The organism is Stenotrophomonas sp. STEN225 (assembly GCF_056756445.1).
In genome coordinates, this window is sequence record NZ_JBRRBV010000004.1 from 211664 (window position 1) to 237635 (window position 25972).

Here is a 25972-nt window from a genome sequence, read left to right on the forward strand (position 1 = left end):
TCATTGGATACCGATCCCATGCAATTCGTTTCCACCCGCGGCCAGTCGCCGGCCGTCGGCCTGAGTGCCGCCATCGCCGCCGGCCTCGCCCCCGATGGGGGGCTGTATGTGCCCAGCGCCTTGCCTGCGCCGCATCATGTGCAGCAGGGCGAGACCCTCGCCGAAACCGCCGCCGATCTGCTGGCACCCTTCTTCGACGGCGACGCGCTGCAGGAGGCGCTGCCTTCGATCTGCCGTGAGGCGTTCGATTTTCCGGTGCCGTTGCGTCCGCTTGGCGGTGGCGACTACGTCCTCGAGCTGTTCCATGGTCCCACTGCGGCCTTCAAGGACATCGGCGCACGTTTCCTGGCAGGCGCGCTGTCGAGGCTGCAGGCGGGCAAGGGACGCGACCTGACGATCGTCGTTGCCACGTCCGGTGATACCGGTGCCGCCGTGGCGGCGGCCTTCCATCGCCAACCGGGCGTGCGCGTGGTGGTGCTGTATCCGGATGGCCGGGTATCGCCGCGCCAGGCGCACCAGCTCGGCTGCTTCGGCGACAACATCCAGGCGCTGCGCGTGGCGGGTTCGTTCGACGACTGCCAGGCCATGGTCAAGCAGGCGCTGGCCGATCGGGCGTTGCAGGCGGACGTGCCGCTGAGTTCGGCCAACAGCATCAGCCTGGGGCGTCTTCTGCCACAGATGAGCTACTACGCGCATGCGGCACTGGCCCATCATGGGCAGCATCGGCGCCGGCTCAATCTGGTGGTGCCGACCGGCAACCTGGGCAACGCGATGGCTGCGGTGCTCGCACGCACGCTGGGGGTTCCCATCGGCCAGATCGTGCTGGCCACCAATGCCAATGATGTGCTGCCGAAGTACTTCGAGGGCGGCGCGTATCAGCCGCAGGCCAGTGTCGCCACGGTTGCCAATGCGATGGATGTGGGCGCGCCGAGCAACTTCGAGCGCCTGCGGTGGCTGTACGACGGCGACGATGCCGAACTGCGCGCAGCCCTCCGTGCTTTCGCGGTGGATGATGTGACCATCCGCGCCACCATCGCCAGTGCGCACGCCAGTGGGGGCGAGCTGTTCTGCCCGCATACCGCGACGGCAGTGAAGGTGCTGCGGGACCTCCGCGCGGGCGGGGCGAAGGGCGACTGGGCGGTGGTGGCAACCGCGCACCCGGCCAAGTTCGAGGCGGTGGTGGAGCCATTGATCGGCGAAGCAGTGCCGGTGCCTCCGGCGCTGGCGGCGCTGCTGCAGCGTCCCGCGCATGCGGAACCGCTGGCTGCCGACTATGCGGCGCTGCGCGAGGTGCTGCTGCGCTGACGGACAGGTGCCGGGCATGGCGCGGTGTCGTCTGAAGCAAGGAGCAGGGTGGGGCGCCCGGTACCACCGGGCGCAGGTCGTGGCGCGACGCTCAACCCTGGACGTCGCCCGCCAGCTGGCGCAGCCCGTCCTCGTCGAGGATCTCCACGACGTTCAGGTGCGGCAGCGCGATCAGCGCCTGCTGACGCAGCTTGGTGAAGGTGCGGCTGACCGTCTCCATGGTCAGGCCGAGGTGGTCGGCGATGTCGCCGCGCCCCATCGGCAGCGAGACGCGCAGGCCGTCGCCGCCCAGCCGCGCCTCGCGCGCGGCCAGGCGCAGCAGGAAGTCAGCCAGCTTTTCCGCGGGCTGCAGCCGCGCCAGGGCGAGGGCCGCATCCTGCGCAGCGTCCAGCTCCTGGCAGGCGCGTTGCAGCAGCTTGCGCTCCAGGTGCGGATAACGCCCGCGCAGCGCCTTCATCTGCGGCAGCGCGACGCGGCAGACCCGGCTGTCAGCGATCGCCTCGATGTCGTAGCGGTGATGGTCGCTGCCGCTCAGGCCCAGGTAGTCGCCCGGTAGCACGAAGCCATTGATTTGGCGGCGGCCGTCGGCCAGCGTCCGCACCAGGCGCAGTGCGCCGGCGGTCAATGTATAGACATGCTGGCGCTCTTCGCCGGTGCGGGCGAGGGTGCTGCCCATCGTCACCGCCTGCGAGACGGTCACCTGTTCAAGTGCCTGCACTTCGTCAGGAGACAGCGCCGAACACACCGCCAGGTGGCGGACCGAGCAGTGCAGGCAGTCCAGCGTGGAGCAGGACTGCCCGGCGGTGTCGTTGTTGGCGGACGGGGCGCCGGAAGGCCGGGACATGGTGCGTGGGCGTATCGCGGGCGGGGAGGGCCTTATGATACTTCAAGCGGCTGTTCGACCCTGCGTCAGGCGGCCGCGCGCTCCAGGGCGCTAGAATGTCGCCCCCTCCCACGTCCCGTTCCAGCAGGAGTTGCTCCCGTGATCAAGCCCCGTACCCCGCCCGGCACCCTTGAGCTGCTGCCGCGCGAGCAGATTGCGTTCCAGCGCATGCTGGACGTCATCCGCCGCAACTACGAGCGCTTCGGGTTCCTGCCGGTGGAGACGCCGGTGTTCGAGCTGTCCGATGTGCTGCTGACCAAGTCCGGTGGCGAGACCGAGCGCCAGGTGTACTTCGTGCAGTCCACCGGTGCGCTGGCCAATGCCGCCGAGTCGGGTGACCGCTCGCTTCCGGAAATGGCCCTGCGCTTCGATCTGACCGTGCCGCTGGCGCGTTATGTGGCTGAGCATGAGCACGAACTGACGTTCCCGTTCCGGCGCTACCAGATGCAGCGGGTGTACCGTGGTGAGCGTGCCCAGCGCGGCCGTTTCCGCGAGTTCTACCAGTGCGACATCGACGTGATCGGCAAGGACAGCCTGAGCGTGCGGTACGACGCCGAAGTGCTGGCGGTGATCCACGCGGTGTTCTCGGAGCTGCGCATCGGAGACTTCAGCATCCAGTTGAACAACCGCAAGCTGATGCGTGGCTTCTTCGAAAGCCTGGGCGTGGCCGAGGGCGAGCGCCAGCTGGCGGTGCTGCGTGAAGTGGACAAGCTGGACAAGCGGGGCGCCGACTACGTGCGCGAGACGCTGGTGGGCGACGGGTTCGGCATCCCGGCCGGACAGGTCGAGAAGATCCTGGCATTCGTGGCCGTGCGTTCGCAGGGGCATGCCGATGCGCTGGCCCAGCTTTCGGCGCTGGAGGACGCTGCGGGGTCCTCGGAAACGCTGCGTGCCGGCGTGGCAGAGCTGCGCGAAGTGCTGCAGCTGGTGCAGGCGCTGGGTGTGCCGGAGAGTGCCTACTGCCTCAACTTCTCCATCGCCCGTGGCCTGGATTACTACACCGGCACCGTCTATGAGACCACGCTGACCGACCACCCGCAGATCGGTTCGATCTGCTCCGGCGGCCGCTATGAAGACCTGGCCAGCCACTACAGCAAGTCGAAGCTGCCCGGCGTCGGCATTTCGATCGGCCTGTCGCGCCTGTTCTGGCAGCTGCGTGAGGCGGGCCTGATCGACGGAATCGAGGCCAGCAGCGTGCAGGCGCTGGTGGCGCTGATGGACGAGCAGGGCATGGCGCAGTCACTGGATATCGCCCGCCGCCTGCGGGCCGGTGGCATCAACACCGAAGTGCAGATGGAGCCGAAGAAGATCGGCAAGCAGTTCCAGTACGCGGCCAAGGCGGGCATCCGCTTCGTGGCGCTCGCCGGCGAGGACGAACTGGCGCGCGGGGTGGTGGCGGTGAAGGATCTGCTCCGCGAGCAGCAGTTCGAGGTATCCCGCGAGGAGCTGGCCAGCACCCTGCAGGTGGAACTGGAACAGTCGAAGGTGATGGTGTGAACTGACATTGCCGTGCCGCCGCTCTCCCGGTGGGGCGGCGCTGACCTGGATGACGCCCGCCTCTGGCGGGCGTTTTTCGTTTCCGGAACCTGAATGCTCGGGTGGAGGCGGTGGGGTGGTTTGACGCACTGCGCAAGAATGCGCTAATGTACTAGCGCGCTATTACATTGATGCAAGAGATCCGCCCCGTGAAAGCCCGCCCCGACATCGCCGCCAAAGACCCCCAGGCCGATCTGGAAGCCCTGGCCCAGGCGTTCGCGGCCCTGCGTGAGCCGGAGCAGGTCATGGCTTTCCTGCGTGACCTGTGTACTCCGGCCGAGCTGGAGGCCATGGCCGACCGCTGGAAAGTGGTGCCGCTGCTGCAGCAGGGGGTGCCATACCGCGAGATCCACGAGCGCACCGGGGTCAGCGTGACCACCACCGGACGGGTGGCGCGCTCGCTCGAGCATGGCCATCGAGGCTATGCCGCTGCCATCGACCGTCTGGCCTCGCGCTGATCCGCGCCCCGTACCGAACTTCGAGACCTTCCCATGAGTGCAACCCAGGCAGCCCCGGCACGAGACCGGCTGCGTATCGCCATCCAGAAGAGCGGGCGGCTTGCCGAGCCCGCCCGCAACCTGCTCAGTGCCTGCGGCCTGAGCTGGCGCGAAAGCCGCGACAAGCTGTTCTGCTACGGAGAATCGTTGCCGGTGGACCTGCTGCTGGTGCGCGACGACGACATTCCTGGCCTGATTGCCGACGGTGTCTGCGACCTGGGCATCGTCGGTCGCAACGAACTGGACGAGCAGGCCGCCGCGCGTCGTCAGATCGGCCTGCCGGATGCCTACCAGGCCCTGCGGGGGCTGGGTTTCGGCCAGTGCCGGCTGATGCTGGCGGTGCCGGAGGACTGGCAATGGCAGGGGCCGGCACAGCTGGCCGGCATGCGGATCGCCACCAGCTATCCCGCCATCCTCAAGGCATGGCTGGTTGAGCAGGGCGTGGACGCGCAGGTGGTGGAGCTGTCCGGTTCGGTTGAGATCGCCCCACGGCTGGGCACGGCCGACCTGATCTGCGATCTGGTGTCGAGTGGTGCCACCCTGCGTGCCAACCAGCTTGTGCCGGTGCACAACCTGCTGGACAGCGAGGCGGTGCTGGCCGGTGCGGTGCGCGTGCCCGATGACGCTCGAGCGGGCCTGCGCGCCATGCTGCTGCGCCGTCTCGATGGCGTGGTACAGAAGCAGGACCGCAAGCTGCTGATGTTCCGCGCCAGCGAAGACCGTGTTGATGCCCTGGCCCAGCTGCTGGCCGATGCCGGGCCGCTGGAGCGCCTGCCGGCTGACGGCGGCACGCTGCGGCTGCAGACCATGTGCCCCGGACCACTGAGCTGGCAGCGCATGGAAGAGCTTGAGCGTGCGGGCGCGCAGGGCCTGATGGTGTTGAGCGTGGAGCGGTCGCTGGCATGAATCGTCTGATCTGGTCGCAACTTGATGAGGCTGCGCGCAGCGCGGCACTGACCCGCCCGGTGCAGGCCGTGGCCCAGCAGACGCGCGATGCGGTCGCGACCCTGATCGCGCAGGTGCGCGCGCAGGGCGACGAGGCGCTGCGTGTGATCACCGCGCGCTTCGATGGTGTGCAACTGCCGTCCTTTGAAGTATCCGACGCCGAATTCGCCGCTGCCGAAGCGGCGGTGCCAGGCGATCTGCGCCAGGCCATGGTGGAAGCGGCCGGGCGCATCGCGCGCTTCCACAGCGCAGGCATGGGCCAGGGCTATGCGGTGGAGACCGCGCCGGGCGTGGTCTGTGAACGCATGCTGCGGCCGATCGGCCGGGTCGGCCTGTATGTGCCGGCCGGCAGCGCACCGTTGCCGTCCACGGCGTTGATGCTGGGCGTGCCGGCGCAGCTGGCCGGGTGCCCGCAGGTGGTGCTGTGCACACCACCGCGCGCCGACGGCAGCGCCGATCCGGCGGTGCTGGTGGCTGCCCGGCTGACCGGCGTGCAACGCGTTTTCAAGCTGGGCGGCGCGCAGGCGATCGCTGCGATGGCCTATGGCACCGCCAGCGTTCCGGCCTGCGACAAACTGTTCGGGCCCGGCAACAGCTTCGTCACCGAAGCCAAGCAGCAGGTCGCGCAGAACGGTGCAGCGGCGATCGACATGCCTGCAGGGCCGTCGGAAGTTCTGGTGATTGCCGATGCCGGTGCCAATCCGGCGTTTGTGGCTGCCGATCTGCTGTCGCAGGCCGAACACGGCCCCGATTCGCAGGTGCTGCTGCTGACCGATGATGCCGCGATGCTGGCCGCGGTCGAGTCCGAAGTGGAACGCCAGGTCGCGCTGCTGCCGCGGCAGGATATCGCCCGCCAGGCGCTTTCGGCGTCGCGCCTGATCCTGGTCGACACGCTGGCCGATGCCTTCGCGATCAGCAACCGCTACGCCCCTGAGCACCTGATCCTGGCCCTGCGCGAACCACGCGGCTGGCTTGATCGGGTGCAGGCTGCAGGCTCGGTGTTCCTGGGTGATTACACTCCCGAGGCATTGGGCGACTACTGCAGTGGTACCAACCATGTGCTGCCCACCGCAGGCGCCGCACGTGCGTACAGTGGTGTCAGCGTGGCCAGCTTCCAGAACTTCATCAGCGTGCAGAGTGCCAGCGCCGCCGGGTTGGCGGCGATCGGCGGCTGCGCGCGCACCCTTGCCAGCGCCGAAGGGCTGGACGCGCACGAGCGCGCCGTTGCCCTGCGCATGGAGGTGGCTGCATGAATGCCGGGATCGACGAGGTACTGGCGCTGGTGCGCACCGACCTGCAGGCCTTTGCAGGTTACAGCTCGGCGCGCAGTGCGGCAGTGCAGGGCGATGTCTGGCTGAACGCCAACGAATCGGCCTGGGCCAACCCCGCGGACGCCGAGGGCCGCAGCCGGCGCTATCCAGAGCCCCAGCCACAGGCGTTGCGCGATGGACTGGCTTCGCTGTACGGCGTGCAGCCGCAACAGGTGCTGGTCGGGCGTGGCAGCGATGAAGCCATCGACCTGCTGGTGCGTGCGCTGTGCGTGCCGGGGCGCGATGGTGTGCTGGTCACGCCGCCGGTGTTCGGTATGTATGCAGTCTGTGCACGGCTGCAGGGCGCGCCCCTGATCGAAGTGCCCCTGGTCGATGCCGCCGACGGCCTGCACGCCGACCTGGATGCGGTGATCGAATCGGCCAGAGCACGCAATGCGAAGCTGGTGTTTCTGTGCGCGCCCTCCAATCCGGCCGGCAGCGATATCGCCCTGGCCGACATCGAGCGTGTGGCCGAAGCCTTGCGCGGTCGGGCGCTTGTCGTGGTCGATGAAGCCTATGTCGAGTACGCGCAGCGTCCTTCGGCGACCTCCCTGCTTGCCACGCACGCCAATGTGGCAGTGCTGCGTACGCTTTCAAAGGCCCATGCGCTGGCGGCGGCACGGATCGGAACGTTGATCGCCGCAGCGGAACTGATCGCGGTGCTGCGTCGCTGCCAGGCACCGTATCCGGTGCCGACGCCGTGCGCGGAACTGGCGGTGCAGGCGCTGCAGCCGGCGGCGCTGGCACGCACACGCGAGCGCGTGGCCACCGTGATCGCCGAACGCGAGCGCCTGCGCACTGCGCTGCAGGGCCTGCCTGGCGTACGCCAGGTCCATGCGTCCGCAGGCAACTACCTGCTGGTGCGCTTTGCCGATGCCCAGGGCGCGTTCGATGCGTTGCTGGCGGCCGGCGTGGTGGTGCGCGACCAGCGTGCAGCCCCGCAGCTGGAGGATGCGCTGCGGATCAGCATCGGCAGCCCCGAAGAGAATGACCGCGTGCTTGCGGCCCTGTCGGCCCGGAGGGCCGTTGCATGACCCCGATCCTGTTCATCGACCGCGACGGTACCCTCATCGAGGAACCTTCCGACTTCCAGATCGACGCCTACGAGAAGCTGCGCTTCGTGCCGCAGGTGATTCCGGCACTGCTGAAGCTGCGTGATGCAGGCTATCAGTTCGTCATCGTCACCAACCAGGATGGGCTCGGCAGCGAGGGCTATCCGCGCGCCAGCTTCGATGGACCGAACGATCTGATGCTGCAGATCTTCGAAAGCCAGGGCATCGTGTTTCGTGATGTGCTGATCGACTGCAGCTGGCCACAGGACAATGCCCCGACCCGCAAGCCCGGCATCGGCCTGATGACGGCCTACCTGCAGGACCGCAGCATCGACTGGGCACGCTCGGCGATGGTCGGCGACCGCATCACCGACCTGCAGTTCGCCGACAACCTCAACATCCGTGGCTTCCAGTTGCGCACGGAGCAGTTCGGCGGTGACTGGGACTGGCCGGGCATCGCCCACGCACTGGCCGATGCGCCGCGCACGGCCGTGGTCCAGCGCAACACGAAGGAAACGAAGATACGCGTCGAGCTGGATCTGGATCGCGCCGGTGACGCCAACATCCGCACCGGGTTGCCGTTCTTCGACCACATGCTGGAACAGATCGGCAAGCACGGTGGTTTTGCGCTGGACATCCGCGCCGAGGGCGACCTGCACATCGACGAGCATCACACCATCGAGGACACCGGGCTGGCGCTGGGCCAGGCGCTGCGCGAAGCCTTGGGTGACAAGCGCGGCATCGGCCGCTACGGGTTCACCCTGCCGATGGACGAGACCCTGGCCAGCGCAGCGCTGGACTTCAGTGGCCGGCCCTATTTCGTCTTCGAGGGCGAGTTCAAGCGTGAGCGCGTTGGCGACATGCCGACCGAACTGGTGCCGCATTTCTTCCGCTCGCTGTGCGATGCAGGTGGATTGAATCTCAATCTGCAGGTGCGTGGCGACAATGACCACCACAAGGTGGAGGCCTGTTTCAAGGCGCTGGCCCGCGCGCTGCGCCCGGCACTGGCGCGCCAGGGCACGGCGCTGCCCTCGACCAAGGGGGCCCTGTGAGCGAAGTCGCGCTGATCGATGCCGGCGGCGCCAATCTGGGTTCCGTACGCTATGCGCTGGAACGGCTGGGTGCCAGTGTCCGGCTGGTGCGCGACGCAGAGGGGCTGGCGGGCGCACGGCGGGTGATCCTGCCCGGCGTCGGTGCGGCAGGGCCGGGCATGCAGCGCCTGCATGCGCAGGGACTGGTGGAGCCGTTGCGACGGATCGAGGTGCCGTTGATGGGCATCTGCCTGGGCATGCAGCTGTTGTTCGAGCGCTCGGAAGAAGCCGGCGTGGAAGCGCTCGGCCTGATTCCCGGGGTGGTGCGCAAGCTGGTACCGGCGTGCGGCATCCGCGTGCCGCACATGGGCTGGAACCGCCTGCTGCCACTGCGGTCCTCGCTGCTGCTGCGCGATGTGCCTGATCGCGCAAGCGCCTACTTCGTGCACAGCTATGCGGCGCCATTGAACAGCCACACGGTGGCCGCCTGCGATCACGGCGGCCTGTTCACTGCCGTGGTGGAGCAGGGGCGCTACTTCGGTGCGCAGTTCCATCCCGAACGCTCCGGCGATACCGGATCGCTGATGTTGCGCAACTTCCTCGAGGGCACCGCTGCATGAGTTTCACCGTCTACCCCGCACTGGATATCCGCGAAGGCCGTGTGGTGCGGCTGCGGCAGGGCGATTACGCGCAGGAAACGCACTACGGCGACGATCCCCTGCCGCGTGCGCAGGCATTCGCCGCGCAGGGCGCGCGTTGGATGCACCTGGTCGATCTGGACGCAGCGCGTGCCGGTGGCTACACGCTGGCCGCGCTGCTGGCAGCGGTTCGCACGCAGACGACGTTGCAGGTGCAGACCGGCGGCGGTGTGCGTGGGCGTGATGATGTGGCGCGCATTCTCGATGCGGGCGCGAGCCGGGTGGTGGTAGGGTCGCTGGCAGTGCGCAGGCCCGATGAAGTGGTCGGCTGGCTGCAGGCGTTCGGTGCCGATCACATCACCATCGCGCTGGATGCACGCCAGGACCCTCAGGGCCAGTGGCAGCTGCCGGTGCATGGCTGGACCGAGAACGCGGGCGTGACCCTGGATGACCTTGCGCTGCGGTATGCACGGGCGGGCATGCGCCACCTGTTGTGTACCGATATCGCCCGCGACGGCATGCTGGCCGGGCCGAACATCGGCCTGTACCAGCACCTGGTGTCGCTGCTGCCGGGCGTGCAGGTGCAGGCCTCCGGTGGCATCCGCGATGTGGCCGACGTGGCCGATGCGCGTGCTGCCGGCTGTGGCGGCGCCATCCTTGGCAAGGCGCTGCTGGAACAGCGCATGGACCTGGCGGAGGCGCTGGCATGCTGAGTCGCCGCATCATTCCCTGCCTGGACGTGCGCGAAGGACGGGTGGTCAAGGGGGTGCGCTTCCGTGACCACGTGGACATGGGGGATATCGCCGAGCTGGCGCAGCGTTACCGCGACCAGGGGGCCGATGAGCTGGTGTTCTACGACATCGGCGCCAGCCCCGAGGCGCGTTCGGTCGATGTGGCCTGGGTCGAGCGCATCGCACGGCTGATCGATATCCCGTTCTGCGTAGCCGGTGGCATCGACAGCGTGGAAACCGCACGGCGGGTGCTGTTTGCCGGTGCCGACAAGATCTCGATCAATTCGCCGGCACTGGGCCGTCCCGCACTGATCGACGAGCTGGCTGCCGAGTTCGGCGTGCAGTGCGTGGTGGTCGGCGTCGACTCGGTGCGCGAGGCCGATGGCGAATGGCGGGTGCGCCGCTTCAGCGGCGACCCGGACAAGACCCGAGCGGTACCCATACGGACGCTGGATTGGATCGTCGAGGCACAGCGCCGCGGCGCAGGCGAGATCGTGCTGAACTGCATGGACAGCGATGGGGTGCGCCGCGGCTACGATGTGGCCCAGCTGCAGCAGGCGCGTGCGTTGTGCCAGGTGCCGCTGATCGCGTCGGGCGGTGCGGGCACGATGGAGCATTTCGCCGAGGCCTTCGACCGCGCCGACGTGGATGGTGCGCTGGCCGCCAGCGTGTTCCACAGCGGCGCCATCGCCATTGCAGACCTGAAGCGCTACCTGCGCGAACAGCAGATCGAGGTACGGGATGTCTATTGAGGTGCGACCGTCGCTGGAGGCCCTGCAGGGGCTGGACTGGAGCAAGGGGGACGGCCTGCTGCCCGCGGTGGTGCAGGACGCCGATACCCTGCAGGTGCTGATGCTGGGTTACGTCAGCGCGGAGTCGCTGGCCGCGACGCTTGCCGTCGGGCACATGACCTTCTACAGCCGCAGCAGGCAGCGCCTGTGGACCAAGGGCGAGCAGTCCGGCAACGTGCTGGCGGTGCAGTCCATCAGCGTGGACTGCGATGCCGATACGCTGCTGGTGCTGGCCCGCCCGGCAGGACCGACCTGCCACACCGGTGCGGAGAGCTGCTTCGACCAGGCGCCGAAGGATTTCCTGGGCGGGCTGGGGCAACTGGTGGCCACGCGTGAAGCACAGCGTCCACCCGGCAGTTACACCACCCGCCTGTTCGAGGACGGCATCCGCCGTATCGCGCAGAAGGTGGGCGAGGAGGGCGTGGAAACCGCTCTGGCCGCAGTCGCACAGGATGACGCGGCGCTGCTGGGCGAGGCTTCGGACCTGCTGTACCACCTGCTGGTGCTGCTGCGCGCACGCGGCCTGTCGCTTGACGACGCGCGCCGGGTGCTGGAAACGCGCCATCGTTGATGGCTGCATGTGGCCTGCGGTCCGCACGCGCTTTCGGCGCCGGCGCCGGCCCGGCTGCATCCGCGCGGCAGACAGCCATGGCTCCGCTCTACAATAGGCAGTCCTCTTCTTTGCCGGATTGCCCATGAAATCGCCCGCTGCGTGGCTGTGCTGCCTGTTGCTGACCTCGCCGGCCTGGGCTGCGGATGCGGTTGTCAGCGGCAAGGTCTACCTGGAACGCGACGGCAGGCCCGGCCGTGGTGCGACCGACCCGGGCCTGGCCGGGGTGCAGGTGTCCAACGGCGAGCGCATCGTCAAGACCGCAGCCGATGGCAGCTACAGCCTGCCCGTGCGCGAGGGCCAGACGGTGTTCGTGATCAAGCCGGATGCGTACGCGTTCCCGAAGGCGAACGACGGGCTGCCGTCGTTCTGGCGTCATTTCCAGCCCAACGGCTCGCCTGCACTGAAGTACGGTGGCATCGCCGCAACCGGCGATGCCACCCGCAACTGGGACTTCGCGCTGCAGACGGATCGTCATGACAGCCGGCGTGGTTTCCAGATGCTGGTGTTCACTGATTCACAGACCGCAAGCCTCAAGGACATCGGCTACTACCAGCAGTCCATCGTGGCGCCGCTGGTCGGCCAGACCCGGGCGCGGCTTGGCACGACGCTCGGCGATATCGTCAATGATGACCTGACGCTGTATCCGGCCATCAACAAGGTCACCACGCAGCTGGGCGTGCCGTGGTTCCATGTGCCGGGCAATCACGATCTCGATTTCGATGCCGCCGTTGACGAGCATTCGCTGGACAGCTGGCGCAACGTCTACGGCCCGGACACGTACGCCGTGGAGGAGGGCGGTGCCAGCTTCGTGTTCCTCGACGATGTGGTGTACGACCCGAAGGCGAGGCCGAGCTATGTCGGTGGCCTGCGCGAGGATCAGTTCGCGTTCCTTGCCGCCTACCTCAAGGGTCTGCATCGCGACCGCCTGCTGGTGCTGGGCATGCACATTCCGCTGTTCGATGCGGCGCCGGGTCGCGAGAGCTTCCGGCACGCCGACCGGCAGCGCCTGTTCGACCTGCTGAAGGACTTCCGCAACGTGCTGGTCCTGAGCGGCCACAGCCACACCCAGCAGCATGTCTACCATGGCAAGGCCGAGGGCTGGCACGGCGAAAAACCGCTGCACGAGTACAACGTCGGTGCCAACTGCGGCGCGTTCTGGTCCGGTGTGAAGGATGCTGCCGGTGTGCCGGACAGCACCATGAGCGACGGCACGCCAAAGGGCTACGCGTTGCTGGATGTGGCTGGCAACGGCAGCTATCGCCTGCAGTATCGCGTGGCCGGCGCGCCAGCCAGCGAACAGATCGGCCTGCATGCGCCGAAGGTGCTGCGCCAGGGCGCGTATCCGGCGTGGGGCGTGTACGCCAACGTGTACATGGGTGAGGACGCGAGCGTGGTCGAGTACCGCGTGGACGGTGGGGCATGGCAGCCGATGAAGCAGGTCCGCCAGCCCGACCCGCGGCTGCTGGTGGAGAATGCGGCGGACGACCTGTCCAGCGTGCTGCGCGGTTACGATCGCTCGCCCGAGGCCACCGCTTCGCCGCATCTGTGGCGCGGCGCGCTGCCCACCCACCTGGCCGTGGGCGACCACAGGATCGACGTGCGTTCGACCCAGCCGGATGGTGCGGTATTCACCGCCACCACCCGTTATAGTCTGCAGACCGCAGAGCCCTGATCCGCAGGTGCCGCTGCGCGCTGCGTCCGGGCTGCCGCCACCCGGGCGCTGCGGACAAGGCCATGGCAGGGGCGGCTGCCGGCGCTGCGCCGCGCTAGGCAAAGCGACCCTGATGCCTGAGAATCGGTGCGATTCAATCGATTCAAGCAGGCCAGAGTGACCATCGCAGCAGTGCCCCCGGTTTCCACCGACTCCTCCCGCGGCGGTCTTCCGCGAAGCCTGATCGTCGCCGATGTCGGCGGTACCTTTGCCCGCCTGGCGCTGGCTGAAACGCTGCCGGGACAGGCGCCACGGCTGGGCAGTCATCGCACCTACGCGTGTGCCGATCATTCCAGCCTGGCGGCGATTCTGGCCGACTTCACCCGGAGCCTCGCACTGCCGGTGCGGTCGGCGGTGGTCGCCATCGCCGGCCTGCTCGATGGCGATGTGCTGATCAATGCCAATCTGCCGTGGACGGTGTCGTTGTCCGCCACCCGCGCACAGTCCGGTCTGGACGATCTGCAGCTCATCAATGATTTCGAGGCGGTGGCACTGGCCATTCCCTACCTGCAGGCCGACACCCTGGTTCCATTGAACGGCGATGCCGACCCGGCGATGGCGTTCCCGGCGCTGGTGCTGGGGGCCGGTACCGGCCTGGGCGCGGCGCTGCGCTTCGCCGATGGCGGGCGTCCGGTGCTGCCCAGCGAGATCGGCCACGCTGCCCTGGGGGCCGGCAACGCGCTGGAGCTGGAGGTGCTGGGCAGGCTGCTGCAGCGGTGGCCACATGTGGACAACGAGCGTGTGCTGTCCGGCAGCGGTCTGATGAATCTGTATCCGTGCCTGTGCGAGCTGCGTGGCGTCACTCCGGTGTGGTCCAGCACCGAAGCGCTGATCGGCGCCGCACGCAGCGGCGAAGACGCACTTGCAGTGGAGACGCTGCAGGTGTTCTGCGCCTGGCTGGGCAGCCTGGCCGGCGATGCCGCCATCGCCGTGGGGGCCCGCTCGGTGTACCTGGCGGGCGGCATTTCCACCCACGTGCAGGATTTCCTCGCCGATGGCCGCTTCCGCGAGCGCTTCCTCAACAAGGGCGTGCTGGCCGACGTGCTGCGGCAGGTGCCGGTATGGCGGGTGGAACATGGCCAACTGGGCGTGCTGGGCGCCGCCGTCTGGCATGCGGCGCGGTACCCCGTACACGATTGATCGGTGCTGCCGGCATCGGGCCGGCGACACGTTGCAGACTGGGAGGCAACATGGTGGATCGCAGGCAGTTCCTGCAGGCCGGAGCGCTGGCCGCAGGCATGGCCGCCCTGCCGGGCGTACAGGCACGTGTGCAGGGCGGAGCGAAGGTGGTCTCGACCTGGGATTTCGGAGTGCCGGCCAACCAGGCGGCATGGAAGGTCCTGTCGCAGGGTGGCAGTGCCCTGGATGCAGTGGAGGCCGGCGCACGCTGGGCCGAGAGCGAGCTGTGCAATCCCACCGTGGGCCATTGCGGCAATCCGGACCGGGACGGCGTGCTGAGCCTGGACGCCAGCATCATGGACGGCGATGGCCGCTGCGGTGCGGTGGCCGCGCTGGTCGACATCCTGCACCCGGTGTCGGTGGCCCGCAAAGTGATGGAGAACAGCCCGCACGTGTTGCTGGTGGGTGAAGGGGCGCAGCAGTTCGCCGTGCAGCAGGGCTTCGAGCGCAGGCGTCTGCTGACGCCGCAGGCCGAAGCGGCCTGGCGCGAGTGGTTGAAGACCGAGAAGTACCAGCCCCAGATCAACGCCGAGCGACGTGGCCTTCCCGGCAACAGCGACAACCACGACACCATCGGCATGCTGGCACTGGATGCCCGGGGCCATCTTGCCGGTGCGTGTACCACCAGCGGCATGGCCTGGAAACTGCACGGCCGGGTCGGCGACAGTCCGATCATCGGCGCCGGCCTGTACGTCGACAACGAGGTCGGTGCCGCCACCGCATCGGGCGTGGGCGAAGAGATGATCCGCAATGCGGCCTCGTTCCTGGTGGTCGAGCTGATGCGCCAGGGTCGAACGCCCGCCCAGGCCTGCCGTGAGGCGATCGACCGCGTGGTACGCAAGCGTCCCGAGGCAAGCAGGACCCTGCAGGTGTGCTTCCTGGCCATGAACAAGCAGGGCGAGGTGGGCGCCTATGCGCTGCATCGCGGTTTCGTCTATGCCGTCTGCGATGCGCAGCGCCAGGACGACCTGCGCGATTCACCGTCGATCTACACGAGCACGCAGGCGTGAGCACGCGGCTCACCCTGGAGATCGCCAGCAACTCGCTGGCTTCGGCGTTGGCCGCGCAGGCCGGTGGTGCCGACCGCATCGAACTGTTCGACAACCTTGCCGAGGGCGGCACCACACCGTCGTTCGCCAGCATCGCCATGGCCCGCGAACGCCTGTCGATTCCGCTGTTCGTGCTGGTGCGGCCGCGGCCGGGTGATTTCCACTACGACGCCCTGGAGGCCGAGCTGATGCTGCGCGATATCGCACAGTGCCGTGCGCTGGGCTGCGATGGCGTGGTGATCGGTGCGTTGGACCGGCAGGGCGATATCGATCTGCCCCTGTGCCGCGCGCTCATCCAGGCGGCGGGTCCGCTGCAGGTGACGTTCCACCGTGCCTTCGACGCCGCGCGTGACCTTCCGGCGGCGTTGGAGCAGGTGATCGCTCTGGGGTGCAGCCGTGTATTGACGTCCGGGGGACAGGCCAGCGCGGCTGCCGGTGTCGACGTGCTGGAAGGCCTGGTCGCCCGGGCGGCGGGGCGCATCAGCGTGATGGCGGGTGCTGGCCTGGACCCGGCCAACATCGCTGCGGTGGCGCGGCACAGCGGCTGTGTTGAGCTGCACGCGTCGGCCAAGAGCCGCCGGCACTCGGCCATGCAGTTCCACAACCCGGCACTGCGCGGGCTGGACCCGCACTGGGATCAGACCGATGCCGCAATCGTGGCGGGGCTGCGGCGGGCGCTGGACGGCGATCTGTCCTGATACCGGGCGAAGTCGGTTCCGCGCGGGTCTGCCGCTCGCGTGTCCTCAGTTCATCTCCGGCCTGCGGCGGCCAACCTGCGCAAGCCACTGATTCATCTACTTTTCAAGCGGGGACGGCAGCGGATCCGCAGCGGCGTGTTGCGCCGCGGAATGCTCTCTCCGGTTCAGCCGTGCTTTAGTTTGGATCGATCCACAGGGGGGCGCCGGAACCGGCTTGAACCGACCCGGCACCTGGATCTTCCGTAGTGCCGCGCCACCACCCATCCGTGCGACCACACCCTCCGAGAGCGACCACATGGCTCAGTTCGTCCGCAATCGTCGTCACCTGCTGTCCCAGGCCCTGGTCCTGGCCCTGCTTCCGCTGGCTGCCAATGCACAGGAAGTCTCAGGTTCGTCCACCAAGGATCTCGACACGGTCACCGTCACTGGCTCGCGCATCAAGCGCGCCAGCGTCGAAGGCCCAGCTCCCGTCAACGTGATCACCGCGCAGCAGATCCAGAAGGAAGGCTTTGTCAGCGTGTACGATGCGCTGAAGACATTGACCGAAGCCACCGGCACCGTGGAGGCGGCTTCGCAGTGGGGCTCGCACACGCCCAACGCCAGCGGCCTGAATCTGCGCGGGATGGGCCCCAACCGCTCACTGCTGCTGGTCAATGGCCGTCGCGTGGCCGACTACCCGTTGCCCTATGGCGGGGAGACCAATTTCTCCAACTACGGCAACATTCCCGCCGCTGCGGTGGAGCGCATCGAGGTCCTGACCGGCGGCGCCTCTGCGATCTACGGCTCGGATGCCATTGCAGGCGTGGTCAACGTCATCCTGAAGACCCACTACGACGGCGACGAAGTGCGCGTGCGCGGCGGCACCTCCACTGAAGGTGGTCGCGATACCTGGGATCTGTCGTGGGCGGGTGGCAGGACCGGAGACAACTGGAGCGTGACCTACGCGCTGCAGTACACCAAGCGCGATCCGCTGTTCGGCCGTGACCGGCCGCAGATGGATGATGCCGATGATGCGCCGCGCCCCTCCTGGAACATGGAACAGCGCAAGGTCGGTTTCCGTCCTACCGCCGGCCTGGCCCTGATCGACCCGGGTACCGGCCAGCGACTGGCGCCGCCGACCGGCACCTGCGAGAAGTTCGACGGCGAGTACTACACCGCCGATCGACTGGTCTACAACTACAACACCGATACGATCACCAATACCGGGCAGTTGTGTGGCATGACGGCCGACTATGCCAACTGGCTGCTGACCGGTGGTGCCGAGAATGTGTCCGGCAATCTGTATGCCACGTTCGATTTCGACAGCGACCTGCAGGGCTGGACCAACCTGGCGGTGTACCGGTCGGAGGCGATCTGGGGGACCAATCCGCCCAGCGTGACGCTCATCGATGATGACAACGGCTACTACTGGGATGCCAACCGCAACCGCGCGATCCTGGGCGTGCGCCAGTTCACGCCCAACGAAGTGGGCGGCCTGGACACCCTTCGCAACACCAACCGGGAGCTGTCCTGGGACTGGAGTGCAGGCCTGCGCGGGCGCCTGGCGGACCGCTTCGACTGGAGTGCCACCATCGGCCGTTCCTACTACCGCGTGGAAGAGCGGCAGAATGTAGTGGACGAGCAGAAGTCCTATGACTTCTTCCTCGGCCCGCGCCTGGGTACGACGGCGGATGGTGAAGCGATCTACGCACTGGACGAAGCACGCTGGTGGAACCCGCTCACGCCGGACCAGTACTGGCAGATGGGTACGGTGGCGAAGAACCGTGCGTCTTCCTGGGTCAACCAGGCGTCGGCGGACATCACCGGTGAGTTGTTCCAGGGCTGGGCGGGGCCTGTTTCGTTCGCGGCGGTGGCCGAGGTGGCGCAACAGGGATATCACCTCGCTCCCGACCCTCGCGCCGGCATCGATTTCGACCTGCAGAACGTTGATCGCGGTGGCGGCGAGCGCACGCGCTACTCGGCGGGCGTGGAGTTCAAGATTCCACTGCTGGACAGCGTGATCGCCACCGCGGCGGCACGCTATGACCGTTACGGCAGTTACAAGGCCGACGCCAATGTAGAGGCGCTGGACATCGGCAGCCAGAAGGAGACCACCTGGAATGTCGGTCTGGAATGGCGGCCGGTGGAGTCGCTGCTGGTACGCGGTTCCTACGCCACCAGCTTCCACGCGCCTGACATGCACTACCTGCTGGGGCAGCCCAGCAGTTCCGAGGTGCAGACCTATGACCGCCTGCGTTGCATCGAAAGCGGTGCCTATCTGGTCAACAACTGTGGAGTGGGCAATACCGATGTCTGGTACACGTTCGACGTGAATCGTCGCGGTACTCCGCTGCTGCGCTCGGAAACGGGGGATTCATGGACGGTCGGATTCGTCTGGGATGTGATGTCCAATCTTTCGATCAGTGCCGACTACTGGGCGATCAAGCTGGAGGACATGATCGTCGATGTCGGCGCCGACGAGGTGCTGGCCAGCGAAGCGGGCTGCCGCACGGGACTGAACATCGACGGCACGCCGTGGGCCAATCCGGCCGGTGCCGACTACTGCGCCGGCATCCTCGCGCGCGTGAACCGCGACAGCAATGGCCGCCTGGTGTCGATCGAGCGGGGGCCGTTCAACCTGGCCAGCCGGGAGGTCCGCGGTATCGACCTGACCGCGCGTTACCGGTGGGACAGCGCAGCATGGGGAAGCTTCCAGTTCGGCGTGAACTACACCAACCAGCTGTCGACCAAGGAGCAGCGCTATGCCGCGGATCCGAATCCGCAGCGCCGTGACCGCGACCTGCGCAGCAAGCTGCGAGCGAGCCTGGCCTGGCAGCGTGGTCACTGGAACGCGAATGTGTACGCCGACCGCATCGGCTCGGTGCCGGGCGTGCGTTACCACTGGGGCACCGACCGCCTGGACAATCCCGGCGGCTGCCTGCCGTTCGCCGATGGCTACGTACCCAGCGACAGTCCTTCGCTGGACTGCCTGGAACCTGCCACGCGTCCCGATGGTTCGCCGAATCCGAATCCGAACGCCGGCCAGCGCACGGCGCGCTACTACGGCCGGGTCGGACCGTTCATCACCTGGAACGTCAATGTGGGCTATCAGGTGACTGAACGTGCCAAGGTCAATGTGTACGTCAACAACGTCTTCAACTCGGCCAGCTGGAACCACAAGGATCCCTACAAGCTGGACTACGATTTCGCGCCGACCCGGTTGCTCGGTGCGGTCGGCCGCGAGTTCGCGCTGGAATACGTGTTCACGTTCTGAGCCCGCGCCATGGATCCACCCTCGACCGGTGGATCCATGCCCCGCGGATGAAGTGACCGCTGGGCCGCCGGACAGGACAGGCTGGATTTGACCTTCCCACGATGGCAAGGTTTAGCCTGTTCCGGTCCAGAAGGAACCCGGGAATCCAGTCATGAGCCTGTCGCACGCCACCACCGCCGCTTCCGTGCCTGATCCGATCAGCCTGCCCATCGAAGGCATGACCTGCGCGAGCTGCGTAGGCCGGGTCGAGGCCGCGCTGGCCAAGGTGGAGGGGGTCGGCAGCGTCTCGGTGAACCTGGCCACGGAACGTGCCGATATCCGTCCGTCGGGGCCGGTGGACCGCGCCGCCTTGATCCAGGCGGTGCACAAGGTCGGCTATGAGGTTGCGGCCACGACCGTGGAGCTGGCCGTGGAGGGCATGACCTGCGCGTCCTGCGTGGGCCGGGTCGAACGCGCACTGCTGGCCGTGCCGGGCGTGAGCGCGGCGAGCGTCAACCTGGCCACCGAGCGTGCCACCGTTCGCGGCGCAGCAGACGTGGAGGCGCTGCTGGCGGCGATCGACAGGGCGGGCTACGGCGCTCGTCTTCTTGATGGCAGCGCGCAGGCCGATGACGGCGGGGAGAAGAAGGACGCCGAGCGTGCTGAACTCAAACACGCGCTGATACTGGCCAGCGTGCTGGCCCTGCCGGTGTTCGTACTGGAAATGGGATCGCATCTGATCCCGGGCATGCACCACTGGGTGATGTCGACCATCGGGTTGCAGGCCAGCTGGTATGTGCAGTTCGTGCTGACCACGCTGGTTCTGGTGATTCCCGGCCGGCGCTTCTACCAGAAGGGCATTCCGGCACTGCTGCGTTTGGCACCGGACATGAACTCGCTGGTCGCGGTGGGCACCGCGGCGGCGTTCGGCTACTCGGTGATCGCGACCTTCGCACCGCGGCTGCTGCCGCCCGGCACGGTGAACGTCTATTACGAAGCTGCGGCGGTGATCGTCGCGCTGATCCTGCTGGGCCGCTTTCTCGAGGCGCGTGCCAAGGGCCGTACGTCGGAAGCCATCAAGCGGCTGGTCAAGCTCCAGGCCAAGGTCGCCCACGTAGTACGCGACGGTCGGGTGGTCGACGTCCCGGTGGGCGAGGTGGTCAGTGGCGACCTCGTGGAAATACGTCCTGGCGAACGCGTCCCGGTGGATGGCGAGGTGGTCGAGGGGCGCAGCTTCGTCGATGAGTCGATGATCAGCGGTGAGCCGGTTCCGGTTGAAAAGGCATCGGGCGCGGCCGTGGTCGGTGGTACGGTCAACCAGCAGGGAGCACTGACCGTGCGTGCCACGGCGGTAGGTGCGCAGACCGTGCTTGCGCAGATCATCCGCTTGGTTGAACAGGCACAGGGGTCGAAACTGCCGATCCAGGCCGTGGTCGACAGGGTCACGCTGTGGTTCGTGCCTGCGGTGATGCTGGCCGCGTTGGCCACCTTCGTGGCGTGGCTGCTGCTCGGGCCGTCCCCGGCGCTTACCTTCGCCCTGGTCAATGCCGTGGCCGTGCTGATCATTGCGTGCCCCTGTGCGATGGGGCTGGCAACGCCGACCTCGATCATGGTCGGCACCGGGCGGGGCGCGGAGATGGGCGTGCTGTTCCGCAAGGGCGAGGCACTGCAGCTGCTGAAGGATGCGCGGGTGGTGGCGGTGGACAAGACGGGAACCCTGACCGAGGGCCGCCCGCGATTGACCGATCTGGAACTGAGCCACGGTTTTGCGCGAGCGGCGGTGCTGGGCGCGGTCGCGGCCGTTGAATCGCGCTCGGAGCATCCGATCGCGCGCGCGATCGTGATGGCCGCCGAGGAGGAGGGCATCTCCGTGCCGGCCCTGCAGGCGTTCGAATCGGTCACCGGCATGGGGGTGCGTGCGATCGTGCAGGGAAGCCGCATTGAAGTCGGGGCCGACCGGTTCATGCGAACGCAGGGCGTTGATATCGATGGCGTTGCCGCGCTGGTGCAGCGTCTGGGAGGTGAAGGAAAGTCGCCGCTGTACGCCGCCTTCGATGGCCGGCTGGCAGCGGTGATCGCAGTGTCCGACCCGATCAGGACGAGCACGCCGGCCGCCGTCACCGCACTGCATGCGCTGGGACTGAAGGTGGCGATGATCACCGGCGACAATGCCCGCACCGCACAGGCGATCGCGCGCCAGCTGGGCATCGACGAGGTCGTGGCCGAAGTGCTGCCCGAAGGCAAGGTGGAGGCGGTGCGACGCCTCAAGGCTGCGCATGGTCACGTCGCCTTCGTCGGCGACGGCATCAACGATGCGCCGGCGCTGGCGGAGGCGGATGTGGGCTTGGCCATCGGCACCGGTACCGATGTGGCGGTGGAATCGGCCGATGTAGTGCTGATGTCCGGCAGTCTGCTGGGCGTGCCCAATGCCATCGCGCTGTCCAGGGCCACCCTTGGCAACATCCGGCAGAATCTGTTCTGGGCCTTCGCCTACAACACCGCTCTGATTCCGGTGGCCGCCGGCGTGCTGTATCCGGCTTTCGGCATCCTGCTGTCGCCGGTATTCGCCGCCGGTGCGATGGCACTGTCCAGCGTGTTCGTGCTGGGCAATGCACTGCGCCTGCGTCGCTTCCGGGCGCCGATGGCCGACGCCGCCAGCCACTGAAAAGGAGACTGTCTTGAACATCGGTGAGGCCGCGAAGGCATCGAGCGTTTCGGCGAAGATGATCCGCTACTACGAGCAGATCGGGCTGATTCCTGCTGCCGACCGTACGGCATCCGGCTACCGGGCCTATTCGCACGCCGACGTGCATCGACTGCGGTTCATACGCCGCGCGCGGGACCTGGGATTCTCGGTCGCGGAGATCACGGATCTGCTGGGCCTGTGGAACGATACCTCGCGCCACAGCGCCGACGTCAAGCGCCTGGCCGAGCAGCACATCGATGATCTCGAGCAGCGCATCGACCACATGCGGCAGATGGCCGATACGCTGAAGTCGCTGATCAGCTGCTGTGCGGGCGACGAGCGGCCGGAGTGCCCGATCCTGCAGCGGCTGGAGGAGGGCGAGGAAGGCGCGGAGCCAGTCGCGGCGCGGCGGCGGCAGGCGCGCCGGAGCTGAGCCGCGGGGCGCAGGGGCCTTCGCACCTGCGCGGCGGGAGTGCTGTGGCTCCTTCAGAAGGACGTGAGCATCGCCCGGAGCCGGGCGATCAGGCGGTGCGCGGCGGGAAGCCTGCGTCCTTCACAGCGGCGAAGATCTCCGCTTCGCTGGCCGTGGTCTGCACCTGCACGCGGCCTGTCGGCGGATCGGCGACCACGCGGGCCTGCGGATCAACGCTCTGGATCGCGCGGGTCACGCTGCGCGCGCATCCGCCGCAGGTCATGCCGTCAACATGGAAGTCCATCTGTAGCTCCTTCGGTTCCGGGGAATGCAGCCAGTGTGCACCTTCCAGCGATGGCAGGGTCAAGTGATGCCTCCGCGATGCCCATGAAAAACGGCAGCCACCTGTACCAGCGTGGCTGCCGTGGAGGAATGTCCCCGCGCCGGGCGGGGCGACTGCCTTAGAACTTCCAGGTCGCGCCGAAGTACAGCTGGCGGCCCGCGTAGGTATTGGAGATCAGGCGGGCCTTGGTGTCATTGCCCAGATGCACGCGCTGCTCGGACTTGGTTGCGTTGATCACCGACGCGGTCAGGGTCCACTCCGGGGTGAGGTTGTAGGCCACGTTGAGATCAAGCTGGTCGTACGGCTCGGTGTAGACCGTCATGCCGTTGTTCAGTCCGCCGACCACCTGGCCGCGACGGTTGTACGAGGCGCGGGCAAGGAACTTGTCGTTCTCGTAGAACACCGTCACGTTGGCCTGGTTCTTGGCGCTGCCGACCAGCGGCGACGAGCCGATGTTCTGCCCATCCAGCACGATCGAGGCCAGGTTGGTGTCGTTGTAGGTGTAGTTCGCCTGCACGCCGACGCCGAAATCGAAGGTGTACTGGCCGTACAGCTCCACGCCCTGCGACACACCGTCCTGGCCGTTGGCACGGGTCTCGTAGTCCTGCACGGTCACGGTTTCGCCACCGACCTGCATCTGCATGTCGCGCACGACAGGCACGGTGAAGTTGTCCACGTTCTTGCGGAACAGGCCCACGCCGGCCACCGCGCCCGGCTGGAAGTACCACTCCAGGCCGAGGTCGAACTGGGTGGCCTCGAAGGGTTCAAGCTGCTTGTTGCTGCCGTCGCCGGTCCAGCCCGGGGTCGGTGCACCGCCGGCCACGCGGCGGTCGTTGACGTACTCCTCGCTGTAGTAGCGCAGGCTGCCCGGAGCGCCGATCTCGGTGTAGCCGGGGCGTGCGATGACCTTCGAGGCGGCGCCGCGCAGCAGCAGGGTATCGGTGATGTCCCAGGCGATGTTGAAGCTCGGCAGGACGTCGGTGTAGGTGCGGTCCACGCCCAGCAGCTCGAAACTCTTGCTCTGTGCCAGGTTGTAGGGCAGGCGCACGAAACCGCTCTCGCAGCTGTAGTTCGGGTAGGCCGCCGCGGCCGGGTCGGAGCACGCCATCGGTGCGCCTGCGGCGTTGTCGAGGAAGTAGTCGTCGAAACGCTCGATCGAATCGGTGGACTGCGCCAGCTGCTTGGTGCGCACCACGCGCACGCCCACGTTGCCGCGCACCCGCTCGGTGCGGAAGTTGGCCTGGAAGTAGCCCGAGTAGATCTTCTCGTTGACGTTGTAGATGAAGTCGTCCTCGACACGGTTGTGCGAACCGCCGTAGGTCTTGTTCAGGTAATCGATGTAGGCCGGATAGTTGATGCCCGGGAACACGTTGGTATTGAAGCCGCCGGGGATGTTGCTGATCGGGTTGGACAGGAAGAAGCCGGGCTGGGCGATATTGGCCGTAGGGTCGCAGCCGCTCTGGTAGCGGTTGTTGTCGTAGTCCGACGGGTCTCGGCCCTGGCACACCCAGTAGGTATTGCCGGTGTTGCGGTGCACCGTGCCGTCACGATACTTGGCACCGAACTGGATCGAGTCCAGCCAGCCGGATTCGAACAGCTTGGTGACATCGGCCTGGAAATAGTTCTGCTTGATCTCGGTCTGCTTCCAGGACGAGTCGGTCGAACCGGTGTCGATCTCGGCGATGCCGGCCATGAGCTGCTGCTGCAGGTCGGGTGCGAAGGTGCCCGACGGCGTGCCGGTCAGGTCCCAGGAGGTGCTGCTGGACGATTCCCACACGCCATTGGTCTGCCGACGCGGTTTGGCTGACATGCGGAAGTTCATCGAGGGGCCGCCTTCGGACCAGGTACGGCCGCCGGTGAACGACGCCTTCCACAGCGGGCTGATATCCCAGTCGATGCTGAGGTCGGCGGTCTGCGAGAGCGCCTTTTCGCGGCTGTAGCCGCCGGTGAGCTGCGGGGTCGGAATGGTGCAGTCATCGGGGCCCCAGCCCCCCGGCTCGAGCCCGGCCGCTTCGGCCTCGGCTTCATTGCAGTAATAGGTCTTGCCGGCCAGCTTCTCGAACTGCGCGCCGGTGACGACGGTGCCGCTGGGATCGAAGTCCAGCCCGTTGAGCATGCGGCCGCCGGCCCAGTTGCCGTCACCATTGAAGCGGGCCATGCTCCACTCCGGCACCTTCAGCATGTGCTGGGCGTAGTTGCCCTCCAGCTCGAAGCGGAAGTAGTTGGCCGTCATGGTCACGTTGTCGACCGGCTTGAACTGGAAGGTCAGCTGCCCGCCCTTGCGCTCGCGCGTTTCCTCCTTCACCGCGAAATTGACCGATGTCGGCATGAAGAAGTCGGTGTAGTTGCGACCGTTCTGGTTGTTGAAGCCGGAGTTGCCCCACCAGTACTCGATGCCGTCCTGCAGCATGGGGTTGCCATGCACGTCGCGCGCATCGGTATCGGTGCCGTACCACTGATAGTTCTCGGTGGTGACTTCCATGGTGCGGCTGGTGCGTTTCTGCTGGGTCACGCCGACCAGCACGCCGAAACGCTCGTCCTTGCTGTGCCACGAGTACAGTGCGGAGGCCTGCGGATCGATGTCGTGACTGGTGTCTGACGAGGTGCCTTCGAGGGTGACGAAGCCCGAGTTGGACTCCATGTCCAGAGGGCGCCGGGTGTGCAGGATGACCGTGCCGCCGATGCCGCCTTCATCGATGCGCGCTTCCGGCGATTTGAACAGCTCGGCGCTGGACAGCATGTTGGACGGCAGAAGGGTGTAGTTGAAAGAGCGGGTCGCCTCGTCGTTGGTCTCGGAGGTGGCGACGTAGTTGCCGTTCAACTGGGTCAGCGTCAGGTCTGCAGCGAGGCCGCGCACGCTGACCGTCTTGCCTTCGCCGCCGTCGCGGGTGATGACCACGCCCGGTACGCGCTGCAGCGCGTCGGCCACGTTCTTGTCGGGGAACTTGCCGACGTCTTCGGCCGTGATTACTTCGACCACGGCGTTGGCGTCGCGCTTCTGCTCAAGGCTCTTTTCGATGGCGTAGCGGTAGCCGGTGACCTGGACGCTGTCCAGCGTGGTGGCATCGGGCGTGCCGGTGGTGGCCTGCTGCGCCGCGGCGCCCGCCGGCAGGACGGCAGCGGCCAATGCCAGCGCGATGGCCAGCGACAGTGCGTCCTGGCCATGCATGCGTTTTGAGTGACTCATTCCCATCTCTCCCTCTCTCCTGGATTGATCCGCTGACGTGTGACGTGGTGCGGATGACTTGAATCGATCTAATCTGTGGTGATGCCGGTGCGGTCGCTACGCAGTTGCAACTGCATCCTGTGTCTGTGCCGGCCCGTCCTGTC

Annotated in this window: 21 protein-coding genes; 18 read left to right on the forward strand and 3 right to left on the reverse strand. The window is 67.2% G+C overall.

What is annotated here, in order from left to right; all coding sequences use genetic code 11:
- Nucleotides 1-18: 18 nt before the first annotated feature.
- The gene (gene thrC, locus ACVOJ1_RS06260) at nt 19-1305 is read left to right on the forward strand and encodes a threonine synthase (RefSeq protein WP_346480152.1); all 1287 of its coding nucleotides are present in this window, start codon (nt 19-21) and stop codon (nt 1303-1305) included.
- A gap of 91 nt (nt 1306-1396) precedes the next feature.
- Here thrC and ACVOJ1_RS06265 read toward each other — a convergent pair whose 3' ends face one another.
- Nucleotides 1397-2149: a Crp/Fnr family transcriptional regulator gene (locus ACVOJ1_RS06265; protein ID WP_053516731.1), complete on the reverse strand. Its 753-nt coding sequence runs from the start codon at nt 2147-2149 to the stop codon at nt 1397-1399.
- A 138-nt stretch (nt 2150-2287) separates the two neighbouring features.
- Here ACVOJ1_RS06265 and hisS point away from each other — a divergent pair, with 138 nt between their 5' ends.
- The 17 genes from hisS to cueR all read left to right on the forward strand — a co-directional run bounded on the left by hisS (nt 2288) and on the right by cueR (nt 22320).
- Entirely contained in the window at nt 2288-3685 is a 1398-nt protein-coding gene (gene hisS / locus ACVOJ1_RS06270; protein WP_053516730.1) for a histidine--tRNA ligase, read from the forward strand.
- 188 nt (nt 3686-3873) lie between these two features.
- Entirely contained in the window at nt 3874-4182 is a 309-nt protein-coding gene (locus ACVOJ1_RS06275; RefSeq protein ID WP_074901503.1) for a YerC/YecD family TrpR-related protein, read from the forward strand.
- Between the two features lie 33 nt (nt 4183-4215).
- A complete protein-coding gene (gene hisG / locus ACVOJ1_RS06280; protein WP_053516728.1) occupies nt 4216-5127 on the forward strand; it encodes an ATP phosphoribosyltransferase in 912 nt (303 codons plus the stop codon).
- On the forward strand, nt 5124-6419 hold the full coding sequence (gene hisD, locus ACVOJ1_RS06285) for a histidinol dehydrogenase (RefSeq protein WP_053516727.1): 1296 nt from the start codon (nt 5124-5126) through the stop codon (nt 6417-6419). The genes hisG and hisD overlap by 4 nt, the downstream gene beginning before the upstream one ends.
- Nucleotides 6416-7510 carry a histidinol-phosphate transaminase gene (hisC, locus tag ACVOJ1_RS06290; protein ID WP_180875954.1) on the forward strand — a complete coding sequence of 365 codons (1095 nt, stop codon included), beginning with the start codon at nt 6416-6418 and terminating at the stop codon, nt 7508-7510. Before hisD ends, hisC begins: the two co-directional genes overlap by 4 nt.
- Nucleotides 7507-8580: a bifunctional histidinol-phosphatase/imidazoleglycerol-phosphate dehydratase HisB gene (hisB, locus tag ACVOJ1_RS06295; protein ID WP_053516725.1), complete on the forward strand. Its 1074-nt coding sequence runs from the start codon at nt 7507-7509 to the stop codon at nt 8578-8580. Before hisC ends, hisB begins: the two co-directional genes overlap by 4 nt.
- Nucleotides 8577-9179 (forward strand): imidazole glycerol phosphate synthase subunit HisH, encoded by a 603-nt coding sequence (hisH, locus tag ACVOJ1_RS06300; protein ID WP_053516724.1) that lies wholly within the window; start codon nt 8577-8579, stop codon nt 9177-9179. Before hisB ends, hisH begins: the two co-directional genes overlap by 4 nt.
- Entirely contained in the window at nt 9176-9910 is a 735-nt protein-coding gene (gene hisA, locus ACVOJ1_RS06305) for a 1-(5-phosphoribosyl)-5-[(5-phosphoribosylamino)methylideneamino]imidazole-4-carboxamide isomerase (protein ID WP_346480153.1), read from the forward strand. Before hisH ends, hisA begins: the two co-directional genes overlap by 4 nt.
- On the forward strand, nt 9904-10680 hold the full coding sequence (gene hisF, locus ACVOJ1_RS06310; protein WP_053516721.1) for an imidazole glycerol phosphate synthase subunit HisF: 777 nt from the start codon (nt 9904-9906) through the stop codon (nt 10678-10680). The genes hisA and hisF overlap by 7 nt, the downstream gene beginning before the upstream one ends.
- Complete coding sequence (gene hisIE, locus ACVOJ1_RS06315; RefSeq protein ID WP_053516720.1) at nt 10670-11290, forward strand: bifunctional phosphoribosyl-AMP cyclohydrolase/phosphoribosyl-ATP diphosphatase HisIE; 621 nt, start codon at nt 10670-10672, stop codon at nt 11288-11290. Before hisF ends, hisIE begins: the two co-directional genes overlap by 11 nt.
- A gap of 124 nt (nt 11291-11414) precedes the next feature.
- Nucleotides 11415-13004, forward strand: a complete 1590-nt coding sequence (locus ACVOJ1_RS06320; RefSeq protein WP_346480154.1) for a calcineurin-like phosphoesterase C-terminal domain-containing protein — start codon at nt 11415-11417, stop codon at nt 13002-13004.
- Nucleotides 13005-13160: 156 nt separating this feature from the next.
- On the forward strand, nt 13161-14183 hold the full coding sequence (locus tag ACVOJ1_RS06325; protein ID WP_065182700.1) for a glucokinase: 1023 nt from the start codon (nt 13161-13163) through the stop codon (nt 14181-14183).
- Between the two features lie 50 nt (nt 14184-14233).
- Nucleotides 14234-15232 (forward strand): glycosylasparaginase, encoded by a 999-nt coding sequence (locus tag ACVOJ1_RS06330; protein WP_346480155.1) that lies wholly within the window; start codon nt 14234-14236, stop codon nt 15230-15232.
- Complete coding sequence (locus ACVOJ1_RS06335) at nt 15229-15969, forward strand: copper homeostasis protein CutC (protein ID WP_197600509.1); 741 nt, start codon at nt 15229-15231, stop codon at nt 15967-15969. The genes ACVOJ1_RS06330 and ACVOJ1_RS06335 overlap by 4 nt, the downstream gene beginning before the upstream one ends.
- A gap of 295 nt (nt 15970-16264) precedes the next feature.
- Entirely contained in the window at nt 16265-19222 is a 2958-nt protein-coding gene (locus ACVOJ1_RS06340; protein ID WP_346480156.1) for a TonB-dependent receptor plug domain-containing protein, read from the forward strand.
- A gap of 151 nt (nt 19223-19373) precedes the next feature.
- Nucleotides 19374-21866 carry a heavy metal translocating P-type ATPase gene (locus tag ACVOJ1_RS06345; RefSeq protein WP_346480157.1) on the forward strand — a complete coding sequence of 831 codons (2493 nt, stop codon included), beginning with the start codon at nt 19374-19376 and terminating at the stop codon, nt 21864-21866.
- Nucleotides 21867-21879: 13 nt separating this feature from the next.
- Nucleotides 21880-22320 (forward strand): Cu(I)-responsive transcriptional regulator, encoded by a 441-nt coding sequence (gene cueR, locus ACVOJ1_RS06350; protein WP_053516714.1) that lies wholly within the window; start codon nt 21880-21882, stop codon nt 22318-22320.
- Nucleotides 22321-22408: 88 nt separating this feature from the next.
- Here cueR and ACVOJ1_RS06355 read toward each other — a convergent pair whose 3' ends face one another.
- Nucleotides 22409-22603, reverse strand: coding sequence for a heavy-metal-associated domain-containing protein (locus ACVOJ1_RS06355; RefSeq protein ID WP_053516712.1), 195 nt, complete (start codon nt 22601-22603; stop codon nt 22409-22411).
- Nucleotides 22604-22760: 157 nt separating this feature from the next.
- Nucleotides 22761-25835, reverse strand: coding sequence for a TonB-dependent receptor (locus tag ACVOJ1_RS06360; RefSeq protein WP_193396325.1), 3075 nt, complete (start codon nt 25833-25835; stop codon nt 22761-22763).
- Nucleotides 25836-25972: the final 137 nt, after the last annotated feature.